Origin of the sequence: Enterobacter sp. RHBSTW-00975, from assembly GCF_013615235.1 — a bacterium.
Classification (GTDB): domain Bacteria; phylum Pseudomonadota; class Gammaproteobacteria; order Enterobacterales; family Enterobacteriaceae; genus Enterobacter; species Enterobacter ludwigii.
Window position 1 is genome coordinate 656,028 of record NZ_CP055883.1, and the last position, 15,153, is coordinate 671,180.

The 15,153-nt window shown below is 55.4% G+C and carries 14 protein-coding genes and 1 pseudogene; 12 read left to right on the forward strand and 3 right to left on the reverse strand.

Going from position 1 to position 15,153, the window contains the following annotated elements:
* Nucleotides 1-139: 139 nt before the first annotated feature.
* The 4 genes from dnaK (at nucleotide 140) to nhaR (ending at nucleotide 5,600) form a co-directional block, all read left to right on the forward strand.
* The gene (dnaK, locus tag HV340_RS03175; RefSeq protein ID WP_014168568.1) at nucleotides 140-2,053 is read left to right on the forward strand and encodes a molecular chaperone DnaK; all 1,914 of its coding nucleotides are present in this window, start codon (nucleotides 140-142) and stop codon (nucleotides 2,051-2,053) included.
* A gap of 87 nt (nucleotides 2,054-2,140) precedes the next feature.
* A complete protein-coding gene (gene dnaJ, locus HV340_RS03180; RefSeq protein ID WP_020882543.1) occupies nucleotides 2,141-3,286 on the forward strand; it encodes a molecular chaperone DnaJ in 1,146 nt (381 codons plus the stop codon).
* A gap of 181 nt (nucleotides 3,287-3,467) precedes the next feature.
* On the forward strand, nucleotides 3,468-4,643 hold the full coding sequence (gene nhaA, locus HV340_RS03185; RefSeq protein ID WP_181216289.1) for a Na+/H+ antiporter NhaA: 1,176 nt from the start codon (nucleotides 3,468-3,470) through the stop codon (nucleotides 4,641-4,643).
* Between the two features lie 57 nt (nucleotides 4,644-4,700).
* Nucleotides 4,701-5,600, forward strand: coding sequence for a transcriptional activator NhaR (gene nhaR, locus HV340_RS03190; RefSeq protein WP_014168572.1), 900 nt, complete (start codon nucleotides 4,701-4,703; stop codon nucleotides 5,598-5,600).
* A 59-nt stretch (nucleotides 5,601-5,659) separates the two neighbouring features.
* On the opposite strand, the gene rpsT is transcribed toward nhaR, so the two are convergent.
* Nucleotides 5,660-5,923, reverse strand: a complete 264-nt coding sequence (gene rpsT / locus HV340_RS03195) for a 30S ribosomal protein S20 (RefSeq protein WP_008502037.1) — start codon at nucleotides 5,921-5,923, stop codon at nucleotides 5,660-5,662.
* Between the two features lie 102 nt (nucleotides 5,924-6,025).
* On the opposite strand from rpsT, the pseudogene HV340_RS24390 reads away from it, so the two are divergent.
* From HV340_RS24390 to HV340_RS03230, 8 genes and pseudogenes are all read left to right on the forward strand, one after another.
* Nucleotides 6,026-6,244: pseudogene (locus HV340_RS24390) on the forward strand (DUF2575 domain-containing protein).
* A 7-nt stretch (nucleotides 6,245-6,251) separates the two neighbouring features.
* Nucleotides 6,252-7,190 carry a bifunctional riboflavin kinase/FAD synthetase gene (gene ribF, locus HV340_RS03200; RefSeq protein ID WP_014168574.1) on the forward strand — a complete coding sequence of 313 codons (939 nt, stop codon included), beginning with the start codon at nucleotides 6,252-6,254 and terminating at the stop codon, nucleotides 7,188-7,190.
* A 34-nt stretch (nucleotides 7,191-7,224) separates the two neighbouring features.
* Nucleotides 7,225-10,041 (forward strand): isoleucine--tRNA ligase, encoded by a 2,817-nt coding sequence (gene ileS / locus HV340_RS03205; RefSeq protein ID WP_063925664.1) that lies wholly within the window; start codon nucleotides 7,225-7,227, stop codon nucleotides 10,039-10,041.
* Nucleotides 10,041-10,541, forward strand: a complete 501-nt coding sequence (lspA, locus tag HV340_RS03210; RefSeq protein ID WP_020882545.1) for a signal peptidase II — start codon at nucleotides 10,041-10,043, stop codon at nucleotides 10,539-10,541. Before ileS ends, lspA begins: the two co-directional genes overlap by 1 nt.
* 92 nt (nucleotides 10,542-10,633) lie before the next feature.
* Nucleotides 10,634-11,083, forward strand: coding sequence for an FKBP-type peptidyl-prolyl cis-trans isomerase (gene fkpB / locus HV340_RS03215; protein WP_020882546.1), 450 nt, complete (start codon nucleotides 10,634-10,636; stop codon nucleotides 11,081-11,083).
* Between the two features lies 1 nt (nucleotide 11,084).
* Complete coding sequence (ispH, locus tag HV340_RS03220) at nucleotides 11,085-12,035, forward strand: 4-hydroxy-3-methylbut-2-enyl diphosphate reductase (RefSeq protein WP_020882547.1); 951 nt, start codon at nucleotides 11,085-11,087, stop codon at nucleotides 12,033-12,035.
* A 158-nt stretch (nucleotides 12,036-12,193) separates the two neighbouring features.
* Nucleotides 12,194-12,748 (forward strand): glucose-6-phosphate isomerase family protein, encoded by a 555-nt coding sequence (locus tag HV340_RS03225; protein ID WP_063925663.1) that lies wholly within the window; start codon nucleotides 12,194-12,196, stop codon nucleotides 12,746-12,748.
* Nucleotides 12,741-13,511: a glucose-6-phosphate isomerase family protein gene (locus HV340_RS03230; RefSeq protein WP_063925662.1), complete on the forward strand. Its 771-nt coding sequence runs from the start codon at nucleotides 12,741-12,743 to the stop codon at nucleotides 13,509-13,511. The genes HV340_RS03225 and HV340_RS03230 overlap by 8 nt, the downstream gene beginning before the upstream one ends.
* 26 nt (nucleotides 13,512-13,537) lie before the next feature.
* On the opposite strand, the gene HV340_RS03235 is transcribed toward HV340_RS03230, so the two are convergent.
* Both HV340_RS03235 and HV340_RS03240 read right to left on the reverse strand, forming a co-directional pair.
* Nucleotides 13,538-14,356, reverse strand: a complete 819-nt coding sequence (locus HV340_RS03235) for a PTS system mannose/fructose/sorbose family transporter subunit IID (protein ID WP_040018597.1) — start codon at nucleotides 14,354-14,356, stop codon at nucleotides 13,538-13,540.
* A complete protein-coding gene (locus HV340_RS03240) occupies nucleotides 14,356-15,153 on the reverse strand; it encodes a PTS sugar transporter subunit IIC (RefSeq protein ID WP_086463026.1) in 798 nt (265 codons plus the stop codon). Before HV340_RS03240 ends, HV340_RS03235 begins: the two co-directional genes overlap by 1 nt.

Sequence of the window (15,153 nt, forward strand, 5' to 3'; positions counted from 1 at the left end):
CTGGCGCGACCCCATCTTGTAGTCAACCGCAGTGTGTGGACCTGAAAAAAATCAATTGTGGGCAGTTGAAAAAGCACGTTCTGCCCTTATTACAGGTACACAACCACATGTTGACTGAATTTTAAGTGGAGACGTTTAGATGGGTAAAATTATTGGTATCGACCTGGGTACTACCAACTCTTGTGTAGCGATTATGGATGGCACTACCGCACGCGTGCTGGAGAACGCCGAGGGCGATCGCACCACGCCTTCTATCATTGCTTATACCCAGGATGGTGAAACTCTGGTTGGTCAGCCGGCTAAACGTCAGGCAGTGACAAACCCGCAAAATACCCTGTTTGCGATTAAACGCCTGATTGGCCGCCGCTTCCAGGACGAAGAAGTTCAGCGTGACGTTTCTATCATGCCTTACAAAATCATCGCAGCAGATAACGGCGATGCATGGCTTGATGTGAAAGGCACCAAAACGGCACCACCGCAGATCTCTGCTGAAGTGCTGAAAAAAATGAAGAAAACCGCAGAAGATTACCTGGGTGAACCGGTAACTGAAGCTGTTATCACCGTTCCTGCTTACTTCAACGATGCTCAGCGTCAGGCAACGAAAGATGCTGGCCGTATCGCAGGTCTGGAAGTAAAACGTATCATCAACGAACCAACCGCAGCGGCACTGGCTTACGGTCTGGATAAAGAAGTTGGCAACCGTACTATCGCGGTTTACGACCTGGGTGGTGGTACTTTCGATATCTCTATTATCGAAATCGACGAAGTTGATGGCGAAAAAACCTTCGAAGTTCTGGCAACCAACGGTGATACCCACCTGGGTGGTGAAGACTTCGATACCCGTCTGATCAACTACCTCGTTGACGAGTTTAAGAAAGATCAGGGCATTGACCTGCGTAACGACCCGCTGGCAATGCAACGCCTGAAAGAAGCCGCTGAGAAAGCGAAGATCGAACTGTCTTCCGCTCAGCAGACCGACGTGAACCTGCCGTATATCACTGCAGACGCGACCGGTCCTAAACACATGAACATTAAAGTGACCCGTGCGAAACTGGAAAGCCTGGTAGAAGACCTGGTGAACCGTTCCATTGAGCCACTGAAAGTTGCTCTGCAGGATGCTGGCCTGTCCGTGTCTGATATCAACGACGTTATCCTCGTCGGTGGCCAGACCCGTATGCCAATGGTTCAGAAGAAAGTGGCTGAATTCTTTGGTAAAGAGCCACGTAAAGACGTTAACCCGGACGAAGCAGTGGCTATCGGTGCTGCCGTTCAGGGTGGTGTGTTGACGGGTGATGTGAAAGACGTTCTGCTGCTGGACGTTACCCCGCTGTCTCTGGGTATCGAAACCATGGGCGGTGTGATGACGGCGCTTATCACCAAAAACACCACTATCCCTACTAAGCACAGCCAGGTGTTCTCTACTGCTGAAGACAACCAGTCTGCAGTAACCATCCATGTGCTGCAGGGTGAGCGTAAGCGTGCGGCGGATAACAAGTCACTGGGTCAGTTCAACCTGGATGGCATCAACCCGGCACCACGCGGTATGCCGCAGATCGAAGTAACCTTCGATATCGATGCTGATGGTATCCTGCACGTTTCCGCGAAAGACAAAAACAGCGGTAAAGAGCAGAAGATCACCATTAAGGCCTCTTCCGGTCTGAACGAAGAAGAGATCCAGAAAATGGTTCGTGAAGCAGAAGCGAACGCGGAATCTGACCGTAAGTTCGAAGAGCTGGTTCAGACCCGTAACCAGGGCGACCATCTGCTGCACAGCACCCGTAAGCAGGTTGAAGAAGCCGGCGATAAACTGCCAGCTGAAGACAAAACGGCTATCGAAGCTGCACTGAGCGCGCTGGAAACGTCTCTGAAAGGCGAAGATAAAGCGGATATCGAAGCGAAGATGCAGGAGCTGGCACAGGCTTCTCAGAAGCTGATGGAAATCGCTCAGCAGCAGCACGCCCAACAGCAGGCTGGCGCTGACGCTTCTCAGAACAACGCGAAAGACGACGACGTTGTCGACGCTGAGTTCGAAGAAGTGAAAGACAAAAAATAATCGCCCTGATGCAGGGTAATTAATCGGCACGGGCGTAGGAGAACTCTCCACGCCCGTGCTCGCATGTTAAGGGGCTTAAAAAAACCAATGGCAAAGCAAGACTATTACGAGATTTTAGGCGTTCCGAAAACTGCGGAAGAGCGTGAAATCAAAAAGGCGTATAAGCGCCTGGCCATGAAATTCCACCCGGACCGCAACCAGGGTGACAAAGAGGCTGAAGCCAAATTTAAAGAGATCAAAGAAGCCTACGAAGTCCTGACCGATGCACAGAAACGTGCGGCCTATGACCAGTACGGCCACGCAGCCTTCGAACAAGGCGGCATGGGCGGCGGTGGATTCGGTGGCGGCGGCTTTGGCGGCGGCGCTGACTTCAGCGATATCTTTGGCGATGTTTTCGGCGACATTTTTGGCGGCGGTCGTGGCCGTCAGCGCGCGGCGCGCGGTGCCGACCTGCGCTACAACATGGATCTGACGCTGGAAGAGGCCGTACGCGGCGTCACCAAAGAGATCCGTATTCCGACGCTGGAAGAGTGTGACGTTTGCCACGGCAGCGGCGCGAAAGCAGGCACCCAGCCGCAAACCTGTCCAACCTGTCACGGTTCCGGTCAGGTGCAGATGCGTCAGGGCTTCTTCGCCGTGCAGCAGGCGTGTCCGCACTGTCATGGTCGCGGTACGCTGATTAAAGACCCCTGCACAAAATGCCACGGTCATGGTCGCGTTGAGAAAACCAAGACGCTGTCCGTTAAAATCCCGGCAGGCGTGGACACGGGCGACCGTATCCGTCTGGCAGGTGAAGGTGAGGCCGGCGAGCACGGTGCACCGGCAGGCGATCTGTACGTTCAGGTTCAGGTCAAGCAGCACGCCATCTTCGAGCGTGAAGGCAACAACCTGTACTGTGAAGTGCCCATCAACTTCGCCATGGCGGCACTCGGTGGCGAAATTGAAGTGCCAACGCTTGATGGTCGCGTCAATCTGAAGGTTCCAGGCGAAACCCAGACCGGCAAGCTGTTCCGCATGCGTGGTAAAGGTGTTAAATCCGTTCGCGGTGGTGCGCAGGGCGACCTGCTGTGCCGCGTGGTGGTTGAAACCCCGGTTGGCCTGAACGACAAGCAGAAACAGCTGCTGAAAGAGCTGCAGGAAAGTTTTGGCGGCCCGACGGGTGAGAAAAACAGCCCGCGCTCCAAAAGCTTCTTCGATGGCGTCAAAAAATTCTTCGACGATTTGACCCGCTGATCCGTTAGCTGGTGTTCATCTCAAAAAGCCCGGAAGCGATTTCGGGCTTTTCTTTTTGTAGCTGTCCTCATGGCTATCATTCGGTAAAACTGAATATATACTCAACATTAATCTGCTTTTGCCGAGCTGTTTGGCCTGGTATTATGGTTTTACCGAAGTATTGCTGTAAGAGAGAGCCTACGTGAAATTAATACACCGTTTTTTTAGCAGTGAAGCATCAGGCGGCATCATCCTGATTATTGCCGCTGCGGCCGCGATGGCGCTGGCCAATATGGGTTTCACACGCGACTTTTACCACGCGTTTCTGGAAACTCCCGTCGAGCTGAAAGTCGGGGCGCTGGAAATTAACAAGAACATGCTGCTGTGGATCAACGATGCACTGATGGCCGTGTTTTTCCTGCTGGTAGGGCTGGAGGTTAAGCGTGAGCTGGTCCTGGGCTCGCTTGCCAGCCGTCAGCGTGCCGCGTTCCCGGTGATTGCCGCATTCGGGGGGATGGTCATTCCGGCGTTGCTCTTCCTGGCGTTCACCTGGCAGGATCCGGTATCGCGTCATGGCTGGGCCATTCCGGCGGCAACGGATATCGCGTTTGCCCTGGGTGTGCTGGCCTTGCTGGGAAGCCGCGTGCCGGTGGCACTGAAAATCTTCCTGATGGCGCTGGCGATCATTGATGACCTGGGCGCGATTGTCATTATTGCGCTGTTCTACACCAGCGACCTGTCGATCCTGTCGTTGAGCGTTGCCGCAGGAGCGATTGCGGTACTGGCGCTGTTGAACATTTGCAACGTGCGCCGCATCGGGATCTACGTGCTGGTGGGGATGGTGCTGTGGACCGCGGTACTGAAATCAGGCGTGCACGCTACGCTCGCCGGGGTCATCGTCGGCTTCTTCGTTCCGCTTAAGCCGCAGGAGGGGAAATCGCCTGCCAAACAGCTGGAGCATGTGCTGCACCCGTGGGTCGCCTTTATGATCCTGCCGCTGTTTGCTTTCGCTAATGCAGGCGTTTCGCTGGAAGGGGTAACCCTTGAGGGACTGACCTCAATGTTGCCGCTGGGCATTATTGCCGGACTGTTTATTGGTAAGCCGGTGGGCATTAGCCTGTTCTGCTGGCTGGCGCTGAAGCTGAAGCTGGCGTCACTGCCGCACGGCACCACGTTTAAGCAGATCATGGCGGTGGGCGTGCTGTGTGGCATTGGGTTTACCATGTCGATCTTTATCTCAACGCTGGCTTTTGGTGCCCATGCGCCTGAGCTTATCGTCTGGGCGAAGCTGGGTATCCTTATCGGATCGTTACTGGCCGCAGTCACTGGCTATACCTTATTGAAGGTCAAACTGTCCGGACCGGTCGTTCAGGCATAACAGGAAACCGGGAGAAGAACACCTTCTCCCGCTACACGATCAGGGAGCGAAGACACGATGTCTCATTTGAATTACAACCACCTTTACTACTTCTGGCACGTCTATAAGCAGGGCTCGGTCGTGGGGGCGGCAGAGGCGCTCTACCTGACGCCGCAGACCATCACCGGGCAAATCAAGGCACTGGAAGAGCGGCTGCAGGGCAAGCTCTTTAAGCGCAAGGGCCGTGGGATTGAGCCAAGTGAGCTGGGCGAACTGGTTTTCCGCTACGCGGATAAGATGTTTACCTTAAGTCAGGAGATGCTGGATATCGTTAACTACCGCAAAGAGTCAAACCTGCTCTTTGACGTCGGCGTGGCGGATGCGTTGTCAAAACGGCTGGTCAGCGGCGTGCTGGATGCGGCGGTGGTCGAAGATGAGCAAATCCATCTGCGCTGTTTTGAGTCCACGCACGAGATGCTGCTGGAGCAGCTGAGCCAGCATAAGCTGGATATGATTATCTCGGACTGCCCGATCGACTCTACGCAGCAGGAAGGGCTGTTCTCTGTGAAGATTGGCGAATGCGGGGTCAGCTTCTGGTGCATTAACCCGCCGCCGGAAAAACCGTTTCCTGCCTGTCTGGAGGAGCGTCGTTTGCTGGTGCCAGGCCGGCGCTCCATGCTTGGGCGCAAACTGCTGAACTGGTTTAACTCTCAGGGACTGAAGGTGGAGATCCTCGGCGAGTTTGACGATGCGGCGCTAATGAAAGCCTTTGGTGAGGCGCATAACGCCATCTTCGTTGCACCGACGCTGTACGTGCACGATCTCTATTCAGATAACAAGATTACGGAGATTGGCCGGGTCGATAACGTGATGGAGGAGTATCACGCGATATTTGCAGAAAGGATGATTCAACACCCAGCGGTACAGCGCATCTGTAACCGCGACTACTCGGCGCTGTTTACGCCACCGGCAATCTGAAGATATAAAAAAACCCGCGTTAAGCGGGTTCTTTTAAAACAAGCAACAACAAGTGGCGATTAAGCCAGTTTGTTGATCTGCGCGGTCAGGTTTGCTTTATGACGCGCTGCTTTGTTTTTGTGGATCAGACCTTTAGCAGCCTGACGATCCACGATTGGTTGCATTTCATTAAATGCGTTCTGCGCAGCAGCTTTGTCGCCAGCTTCGATAGCTGCGTATACTTTCTTGATGAAAGTACGCATCATAGAGCGACGGCTTGCATTGTGCTTACGAGCCTTTTCAGACTGGATAGCACGTTTCTTAGCTGATTTGATATTAGCCAAGGTCCAACTCCCAAATATGATCTATGTGGACAATTCAAAGGCCGAGGAATATGCCCTCTATACCTTCTTTTGTCAATGGATTTGTGCAAATAAGCGCCGTTGATTGGCGACGCTACGTTACGTAGTGATGGCGCAGGATTCTACCAGCTTGTCGCTCGTGAATACAGCTTTTCGGCACAAAAAACGCAGTTCACGGGCAGATTTTTTTGCTGTGAAAGGTCAGCCTGATGAAATCATTACGGCTTTCTGTTTTGCGCGAACAATCGCCGGTTAACCTTAACCGCTGTACAAGGTATACTTTGGCGATTTTCACTGTTTTGAGCCAGACATGAAGCTGATACGCGGCATACATAATCTCAGCAGAGCACCGCACGGGTGCGTGCTGACCATTGGTAATTTCGACGGCGTGCATCGTGGTCATCAGGCGCTGCTGCAGGGATTGCGTAAAGAAGGGGAGGCGCGTGGCCTGCCCGTTGTAGTGATGATTTTTGAGCCGCAGCCGCTGGAGCTGTTTGCCGGCGATAAATCACCGGCTCGCCTCACTCGCCTGCGCGAGAAGTTGCGCTACCTGGCAGAGTCCGGGGTGGACTACGTATTGTGCGTGCGTTTCGATCGCCGCTTTGCCGCGCTCACAGCACAAAATTTCGTCAGTGACCTGCTGGTCAGGCGCCTTGGCGTGCAGTTTCTGGCCGTGGGGGATGATTTCCGCTTTGGCGCTGGTCGTCAGGGCGATTTCTTGCTATTACAGAAGGCTGGCCTCGAGTACGGCTTTGATGTCACCAGCGCAATGACCTTTTGCGAAGGTGGCGTCCGGGTTAGCAGCACTGCGGTGCGTCAGGCGCTGGCCAACGATGAACTGGATACGGCGGAAACGCTGCTGGGACATCCGTTTAGCATTTCAGGCCGTGTGGTCCATGGCGATGCGCTGGGCCGCACCATAGGTTTCCCGACGGCGAATATACCGCTACGTCGTCAGGTCTCCCCGGTTAAAGGGGTATATGCGGTGGAAGTGGCTGGTCTGGGCGATAAACCGTATTTCGGTGTCGCCAATATTGGCACACGTCCTACAGTCGCCGGTGTCCGTCAACAATTAGAAGTGCACCTGCTGGACGTTGTAATGGACCTTTATGGTCGCCATATAGATGTGATACTGCGTAAAAAAATACGCAATGAGCAGCGATTTGCTTCGCTGGATGAACTAAAGGCGCAAATCGCGCGAGATGAATTAACGGCCCGCGAGTTTTTTGGGCGAGTAAACCCGGCTTAAATGCCTACGTGAAAAATACGGAACCGAGAATCTGATGAGTGACTATAAATCAACCCTGAATTTGCCGGAAACAGGGTTCCCGATGCGCGGCGATCTCGCCAAGCGCGAACCGGGAATGCTGGCGCGTTGGACCGATGATGACCTGTACGGCATCATCCGTGCAGCCAAAAAAGGCAAAAAAACCTTCATTCTGCATGATGGCCCTCCATATGCGAATGGCAGCATTCATATTGGTCACTCTGTAAACAAGATTCTGAAAGACATTATCGTGAAGTCCAAAGGCCTCGCGGGATATGACTCGCCTTACGTTCCGGGCTGGGACTGCCATGGTCTGCCAATTGAACTGAAAGTTGAGCAAGAGTTTGGTAAGCCGGGTGAGAAGTTCACCGCGGCAGAATTCCGCGCAAAATGTCGCGAATACGCGGCCACGCAGGTTGACGGTCAGCGTCAGGACTTTATCCGCCTGGGCGTGCTGGGTGACTGGTCACGTCCGTACCTGACCATGGACTTCAAAACCGAAGCCAACATCATCCGTGCGCTGGGTAAAATCATCGGTAACGGCCATCTGCACAAAGGCGCGAAGCCGGTGCACTGGTGCGTGGACTGCCGTTCTGCGCTGGCAGAAGCGGAAGTGGAGTATTACGACAAAACCTCTCCGTCTATCGACGTGGCCTTCCACGCGGTCGATCAGGAGGCGGTGAAAGCCAAATTTGGCGTGACCTCTGTCAACGGCCCCATCTCGCTGGTTATCTGGACCACCACCCCGTGGACGCTGCCAGCAAACCGCGCGATCTCCCTGTCCGGTGAGTTCGAGTACGCGCTGGTGCAGGTTGACGGTCAGGCGCTGATCCTGGCGAAAGATCTGGTCGAAAGCGTGCTGAAACGCGCGAACATCGCCGACTACACCGTGCTGGGCACCGTGAAAGGTGACGCGCTGGAGCTGATGCGCTTCAAACACCCGTTCCTGGACTTCGATGTGCCGGCGATTCTGGGCGATCACGTGACGCTGGATGCGGGTACCGGTGCGGTACATACCGCCGGTGGCCACGGTCCTGACGACTACAGCATCAGCCTGAAATACGGTCTTGAAATCGCTAACCCGGTGGGTCCTGACGGTTCTTACCTGCCAGGCACCTACCCGGCGCTGGACGGTATCAACGTCTTCAAAGCGAACGACATCATCGTTGACATGCTGCGCACCAGCGGCGCGCTGCTGCACGTTGAGAAAATGCAGCACAGCTATCCGTGCTGCTGGCGTCACAAATCTCCGATCATCTTCCGTGCGACCCCACAGTGGTTCATCAGCATGGATCAGAAAGGCCTGCGCGAGCAGTCCCTGAAAGAGATCAAAGGCGTGCAGTGGATCCCGGACTGGGGTCAGGCGCGTATCGAATCCATGGTCGCTAACCGTCCTGACTGGTGTATCTCCCGTCAGCGTACCTGGGGCGTGCCAATGTCTCTGTTCGTGCACAAAGAGACACAGGAACTGCACCCGAACACCCTGGCGCTGATGGAAGAAGTCGCGAAGCGTGTTGAAGTTGACGGCATTCAGGCATGGTGGGATCTCGATTCCCGCGACATCCTGGGCGCTGATGCAGACAACTACGAGAAAGTGCCTGATACCCTGGACGTGTGGTTTGACTCCGGTTCAACGCACGCGTCTGTTGTTGACGTGCGTCCGGAATTTGCCGGCCACGCGGCAGATATGTATCTGGAAGGTTCTGACCAACACCGCGGCTGGTTCATGTCATCGCTGATGATTTCCACCGCCATGAAAGGTAAAGCACCGTATCGCCAGGTGCTGACCCACGGTTTCACCGTGGATGGTCAGGGCCGTAAGATGTCTAAATCGATCGGTAACACCGTCTCTCCGCAGGACGTGATGAACAAACTGGGCGCGGACATTCTGCGTCTGTGGGTTGCTTCTACCGACTATACCGGCGAAATGGCGGTGTCGGACGAGATCCTGAAACGTGCTGCCGACAGCTATCGTCGTATCCGTAATACCGCGCGCTTCCTGCTGGCGAACCTGAACGGGTTCGATCCGGTAAAGGATATGGTGAAACCGGAAGAGATGGTGGTGCTGGATCGCTGGGCAGTAGGCTGCGCGAAGGCGGCACAGGAAGATATCCTGAAGGCTTACGAATCTTACGATTTCCACGAAGTGGTGCAGCGCCTGATGCGCTTCTGCTCCATCGAGATGGGCTCGTTCTACCTCGACATCATCAAAGACCGCCAGTACACCGCGAAAGCGGACAGCGTGGCGCGTCGTAGCTGCCAGACTGCGCTGTTCCACATCGCAGAAGCGCTGGTTCGCTGGATGGCACCGATCATGTCCTTCACCGCAGATGAAATCTGGGGTTACCTGCCAGGCGACCGTGAGAAGTATGTTTTCACCGGCGAGTGGTATGAAGGTCTGTTCGATCTCTCCAGCACCGAAGCGATGAACGATGCCTTCTGGGACGATCTGCTGAAAGTGCGTGGCGAAGTGAACAAGGTTATCGAGCAGGCGCGTGCTGACAAGAAAGTCGGCGGCTCGCTGGAAGCGGCAGTTACCCTGTACGCCGAGCCAGAGCTGGCGGCGAAACTGACGGCGCTGGGCGATGAATTACGATTTGTCCTGTTGACCTCCGGTGCGAAAGTTGCGGATTATGCCCAGGCGTTTGCTGATGCACAGCAGAGCGAACTGCTCAAAGGACTGAAAGTCGCATTGAGCAAAGCCGAAGGTGATAAATGCCCGCGTTGCTGGCATTACACCACTGATGTCGGCCAGGTGGCGGAACACGCAGATATCTGCGGACGCTGTGTCAGCAACGTCGCCGGTGACGGCGAGAAACGTAAGTTTGCCTGATGAGTAAAACTCTCTGTTCAACAGGACTGCGCTGGCTGTGGCTGGTGGTGGTAGTGCTGATTATCGATCTGGGTAGCAAGTTCCTGATCCTCCAGAATTTTGCTCTGGGGGAGACGGTGTCGCTGTTCCCGTCGCTTAACCTGCATTACGCACGTAACTACGGTGCGGCGTTTAGTTTCCTTGCTGACAGCGGTGGCTGGCAGCGCTGGTTCTTTGCAGGTATCGCTATCGGTATCTGTGTGGTGCTATCGCTGCTGATGTACCGTTCGAAGGCAACACAAAAGCTAAATAACATCGCCTATGCGCTGATTATCGGTGGCGCGCTGGGCAACCTGTTTGATCGCCTGTGGCACGGCTTTGTGGTCGATATGATCGACTTCTATGTCGGCGACTGGCACTTCGCGACTTTTAACCTCGCCGACAGCGCAATTTGCATCGGCGCGGCGTTAATCGTGCTGGAAGGCTTCTTGCCGAACGCGGCCGCGAAGAAACAGGCTTAAATGTAAATGCCGGGTGGCGCATGCGCCCCCGGCCTACAGAATGTCTGGCCTCCCGTCTCTCACCGGTGGGTCAAAACAAGCGAGCAATTTGCATGTCTAAATCCGTACAGAGCAACAGCGCGGTTCTCGTTCATTTCACGCTGAAACTGGATGATGGCTCCACGGCTGAATCCACCCGCAATAACGGCAAACCCGCCCTGTTTCGTCTCGGCGACACCTCCCTGTCTGAAGGTCTTGAGCAACAGCTGCTTGGCCTGAAAGAAGGCGAGAAAAAGGCATTTTCGCTGGAGCCAGATGCCGCGTTTGGCGTGCCAAGCCCGGACCTTGTTCAGTACTTCTCGCGCCGCGAGTTTATGGATGCAGGTGAGCCGGAAATCGGGGCGATCATGCTCTTTACCGCTATGGATGGCAGCGAAATGCCTGGCGTGATCCGCGAAATCAATGGTGACTCCATCACCGTTGACTTCAACCATCCGCTTGCCGGGCGCACCGTCCATTTTGATATTGAAGTGCTGGAGATCGATCCGGTACTGGAGGCCTGAAATGCAGATCCTGTTGGCTAACCCGCGCGGCTTTTGCGCCGGTGTAGACCGCGCTATCAGCATTGTTGAAAACGCGCTCGAGATTTACGGCGCGCCGATTTATGTGCGTCACGAAGTGGTGCATAACCGTTATGTCGTCGACAGCCTGCGCGAGCGTGGCGCGATTTTCATTGAGCAGATCAGCGAAGTGCCTGACGGCGCAATCCTGATTTTCTCCGCGCACGGGGTTTCTCAGGCGGTGCGTAACGAAGCGAAAAGCCGCGATCTGACCGTTTTCGACGCCACCTGCCCATTAGTGACCAAAGTGCACATGGAAGTGGCGCGCGCCAGCCGTCGTGGTGAAGAGTCGATCCTGATTGGCCATGCCGGCCACCCGGAAGTCGAAGGTACCATGGGCCAGTACAGCAACCCGGAAGGGGGGATGTACCTGGTGGAGTCGCCGGAAGATGTGTTTACGCTGAACGTCAAAAATGAAACGCGTCTCTCGTTTATGACCCAGACGACGCTCTCCGTTGACGATACGTCGGACGTGATTGACGCCCTGCGCCAGCGCTTCCCGAAAATCGTCGGCCCGCGTAAGGACGACATTTGCTACGCCACCACCAATCGTCAGGAAGCGGTGCGTGCTCTTGCTGAACAGGCGGACGTGGTGCTGGTTGTCGGTTCGAAAAATTCCTCTAACTCCAACCGTCTGGCTGAACTTGCGCAGCGAATGGGGAAAGCGGCCTATCTGATTGATGATTCCAGCGATATCCAGGAAGCGTGGGTGAAAAACGTGGCCTGTGTCGGGGTAACCGCAGGCGCCTCGGCTCCGGATATCCTGGTGCAGAACGTGATTTCCCGTCTGCAGGAACTGGGCGGCGGCGAAGCGGTCCCGCTGGAAGGACGCGAAGAGAATATTGTTTTCGAGGTCCCGAAAGAGCTGCGTATCGACGCACGCGAAGTCGAGTAAGTTTCCTCGCGCATGACCCGAATGCCGGCCACGTCAGTGGCCGGCATTTTTATTGCTGATTAACTGTGATTCACCTGACACATTGCGTCTTTGATGCGCAGGTTAATCGTTTAAATTGTTATGCTGGGCGGGTTGTTCTCCTCGGGCCGGAGAAGACGATGACTTCAGATATTATCCTGCCGCCTCTGGTGGCCTGGGCCAGTGGTACACTTGCCCGCGGCGCACTTATTCTTAAATCCACACGCCTTGCCGATCTCAATGGTTTGTTTGCCGATCGAGACGCCTGGGCACAATGCGATCCGCATCAGACGGTGTATGACGTCGAAATGCTGGAATCGCCTGCACAAGAAGGGGCGTTGTTTGTCGGCGTTACCCATTTACATGCAGGTAAAATTGGCCGGGAATTTTTTATGACCCGCGGCCATTTTCATCAACGTCGTGAACAGGGCGAAGTCTATTTTGGCCTGCGGGGACGTGGCCTGCTTTTACTCCAGACGACATCCGGCGAAACCCGTCTGGAGTGCGTGATGCCGGGATCCGTCCATATTATTGCGCCTTTTACCGCCCACCGTTTAATCAATACCGGTGAGACCACGCTCTCTTCACTCGCGGTCTGGCCCGCCGTCGCCGGACACGACTATGCCGCGTTACCCCACGGTTTTGCCGTGCGGGTATTGGCCACTGACGGTGGCTGGGAGGTTCAGAATGAATAACTTTGGGCTGGACATGACCATCACCCGGCACCCGCTGGGGTTCAGCTACGGTGAGGACGTCACTGGCCCGATGCCAGAGATCCGTACGCTTGATGAGATCCGCGCGTCGTTACGGGATCCTGACTGCTCAGGGCCGGAAGACGTTTATGCTATCGCGATGGATGTCGCCCGTCTGGCAGACCGGCAGGAGCTGAAAAAACGCATGCTGCTGTTTGGGGTCGTGACCTACGCGACGGGAACGCTGGGTGAAGAGCCGATCCGCAGCCAGGGGCATGTTCACCGTAAAAGCAGTCACAGCGGCTGGTCTCCGCCCGAGCTGTATGAAATCTGGCAGGGGCGCGCCATTATCTATATGCAGGAGTATGTTGCGGACGATCCCGGGCGCTGTTTCGCCGTACTGGCCGGGCCGGGCGAAAAGGTGCTGGTTCCGCCTGGCTGGGGGCATGCCACTATCTCTGCCTCGCCGGATGAACCACTGACCTTCGGTGCGTGGTGCGACAGGGAATATGGTTTTGAATATGATGCTGTGCGGGCGCGTAAAGGACTGGCCTGGTATCCGCTGCTGCAGGGGAGCCATATCATCTGGCAGCACAACACGCATTATCTGCCGGGGCGGCTACAGATGATCACACCGCGTCGCTACAGCGAATTCGGCCTGACGGATGAGCCTGTCTATACGCAGTTTATTGCCGATCCTGCTCGCTTTCAGTTTATCTCTCGCCCGGATAAAGTGGCTGAACTGTGGCATAACTTCCACCCATAAAAAACCGGGGCATTGCCCCGGCTGTCTTATCCGGCAAACAGACCTGATGCGACGCCCAGCGCCGCCAGCGCAAGCAACACAATCATGGCCCTGACCGGGGAGACGCCACGTTTTGCCATCAGATACCAGGTGCCCAGAACCACCAGAAGCGGTAATAGCTGCGGAAAGATACCGTCAAGCATCTGCTGAACATGGATGTTAACCCCGTCACGGGTGATAAATTCCAGCCCGGTGCCCAGCTTAACGTAGCTTGCCGCCACGCCGCCCATCACAAATACACCCAGCAGAGACAAAGCTTCGCGCAGTCGCGTTGACTTGCTGCTCACCAGCATCTCGACCGATCCTGAGCCCATCTGGTAGCCTTTCAGAAACAGAAACCAGGATCCCGGGATAATGATGGCCAGCCAGGCGACGGTGTAGAACAACGGGCCAAGAACATTTCCTCCGGCGGCAAGTGCCATACCGATGCTCAGCAAAATGGGGATCAGCATGCCGGGGATCATTGAGTCACCAATCCCCGCGATTGGTCCCATCAGCCCCACCTTCAGGGTATTGATCGTTTCGCCATCAATGGGCTCGCCGTTGGCTTTTTTCTCTTCCAGCCCAAGCGCCATACCGTTTACGATGGCACCGATCTGCGGCTCCGTGTTGTAAAACGAGGCGTGGCGGCGCAGCATCTCGGTGCGCTGGGCGGCATCCGGGTAGAGTTTTTTGGCGACCGGTAACATGCTCAGACAGAAGCCGAACGATTCCAGACGCTCGAAGCTCATCGAAGAGAGGTTATGCATCATCCACGCTCGCCAGCAGCGGCGCAGATCTTTTCGGGTCAGTTTACGGTCTTCCATCAGAATTCATCCTCATCGTCGGCGGGCCTACCCGGCGTGACAGCCTGCGGCGCTTCCGGCTTGTAGTTGTAATGAATTAACGCCAGCAGGGCGCCCACAATCACCAGCGCCACCATGTTGAGCTTCAGGAACACAATGCATATGAAGCCCACCAGGAAGTAGATCAGCATGCTGTAGCTTTTGATGATCTGCTTAAGCAGGATGGCGATCCCAACGGCCGGTAAGATGCCCCCCAGCACGTTCATGGTCGAAAGCACGATGCCGGGCAGACTGTCCATAAACTCGCTGATGTACTGCGCGCCAAAATAGACGGCGATAAACGTCGGCACAAAGCGCAGAACAAAGTTCATCACCTGTGGCCAGACCGCGCTGTTAAGATAAATTCCGCGCTCATCCCCGCGCTCAAGCGCCACGTCGGCGCGGTGGTTCCAGAACGAGTTCAATACCATCATGGCGTTAAACAGTATCGTTCCGGCAATGCCAATGGTCGCCGCCAGCGCCACGGCCACCTCTGGCCCTTTGCCCGACAGAATCCCCAGCGCGATAGCAGGATAAGCGACAAAATTGAGGTCGGCAGGCATTGAACCGCCGGGGGTGACCATCGCGATATAAACGGCCTGCACCGCCACACCAATCATGATCCCGGTTTTAACGTCGCCCAGAATCAGGCCCACCAGCATCCCCGAAACCAGCGGGCGGGAGATGAGATACCAGCCGCCCGTCAGGCCAAACAGCCAGGGACTACTGAGTGCACCGAGATAGCAAAGCAGACCGATGAGAGAAGCTTCGAAAATCAT

Coding starts and splice junctions, on each gene's coding strand:
- fkpB (WP_020882546.1), top strand. CDS start 10,634: ATGTCTAAATCCGTACAGAGCAACAGCGCGGTTCTCGTTCATTTCACG.
- nhaR (WP_014168572.1), top strand. CDS start 4,701: ATGTCTCATTTGAATTACAACCACCTTTACTACTTCTGGCACGTCTAT.
- lspA (WP_020882545.1), top strand. CDS start 10,041: ATGAGTAAAACTCTCTGTTCAACAGGACTGCGCTGGCTGTGGCTGGTG.
- dnaJ (WP_020882543.1), top strand. CDS start 2,141: ATGGCAAAGCAAGACTATTACGAGATTTTAGGCGTTCCGAAAACTGCG.
- ribF (WP_014168574.1), top strand. CDS start 6,252: ATGAAGCTGATACGCGGCATACATAATCTCAGCAGAGCACCGCACGGG.
- ispH (WP_020882547.1), top strand. CDS start 11,085: ATGCAGATCCTGTTGGCTAACCCGCGCGGCTTTTGCGCCGGTGTAGAC.
- HV340_RS03230 (WP_063925662.1), top strand. CDS start 12,741: ATGAATAACTTTGGGCTGGACATGACCATCACCCGGCACCCGCTGGGG.
- dnaK (WP_014168568.1), top strand. CDS start 140: ATGGGTAAAATTATTGGTATCGACCTGGGTACTACCAACTCTTGTGTA.
- HV340_RS03240 (WP_086463026.1), bottom strand. CDS start 15,153: ATGATTTTCGAAGCTTCTCTCATCGGTCTGCTTTGCTATCTCGGTGCA.
- HV340_RS03225 (WP_063925663.1), top strand. CDS start 12,194: ATGACTTCAGATATTATCCTGCCGCCTCTGGTGGCCTGGGCCAGTGGT.
- HV340_RS03235 (WP_040018597.1), bottom strand. CDS start 14,356: ATGGAAGACCGTAAACTGACCCGAAAAGATCTGCGCCGCTGCTGGCGA.
- ileS (WP_063925664.1), top strand. CDS start 7,225: ATGAGTGACTATAAATCAACCCTGAATTTGCCGGAAACAGGGTTCCCG.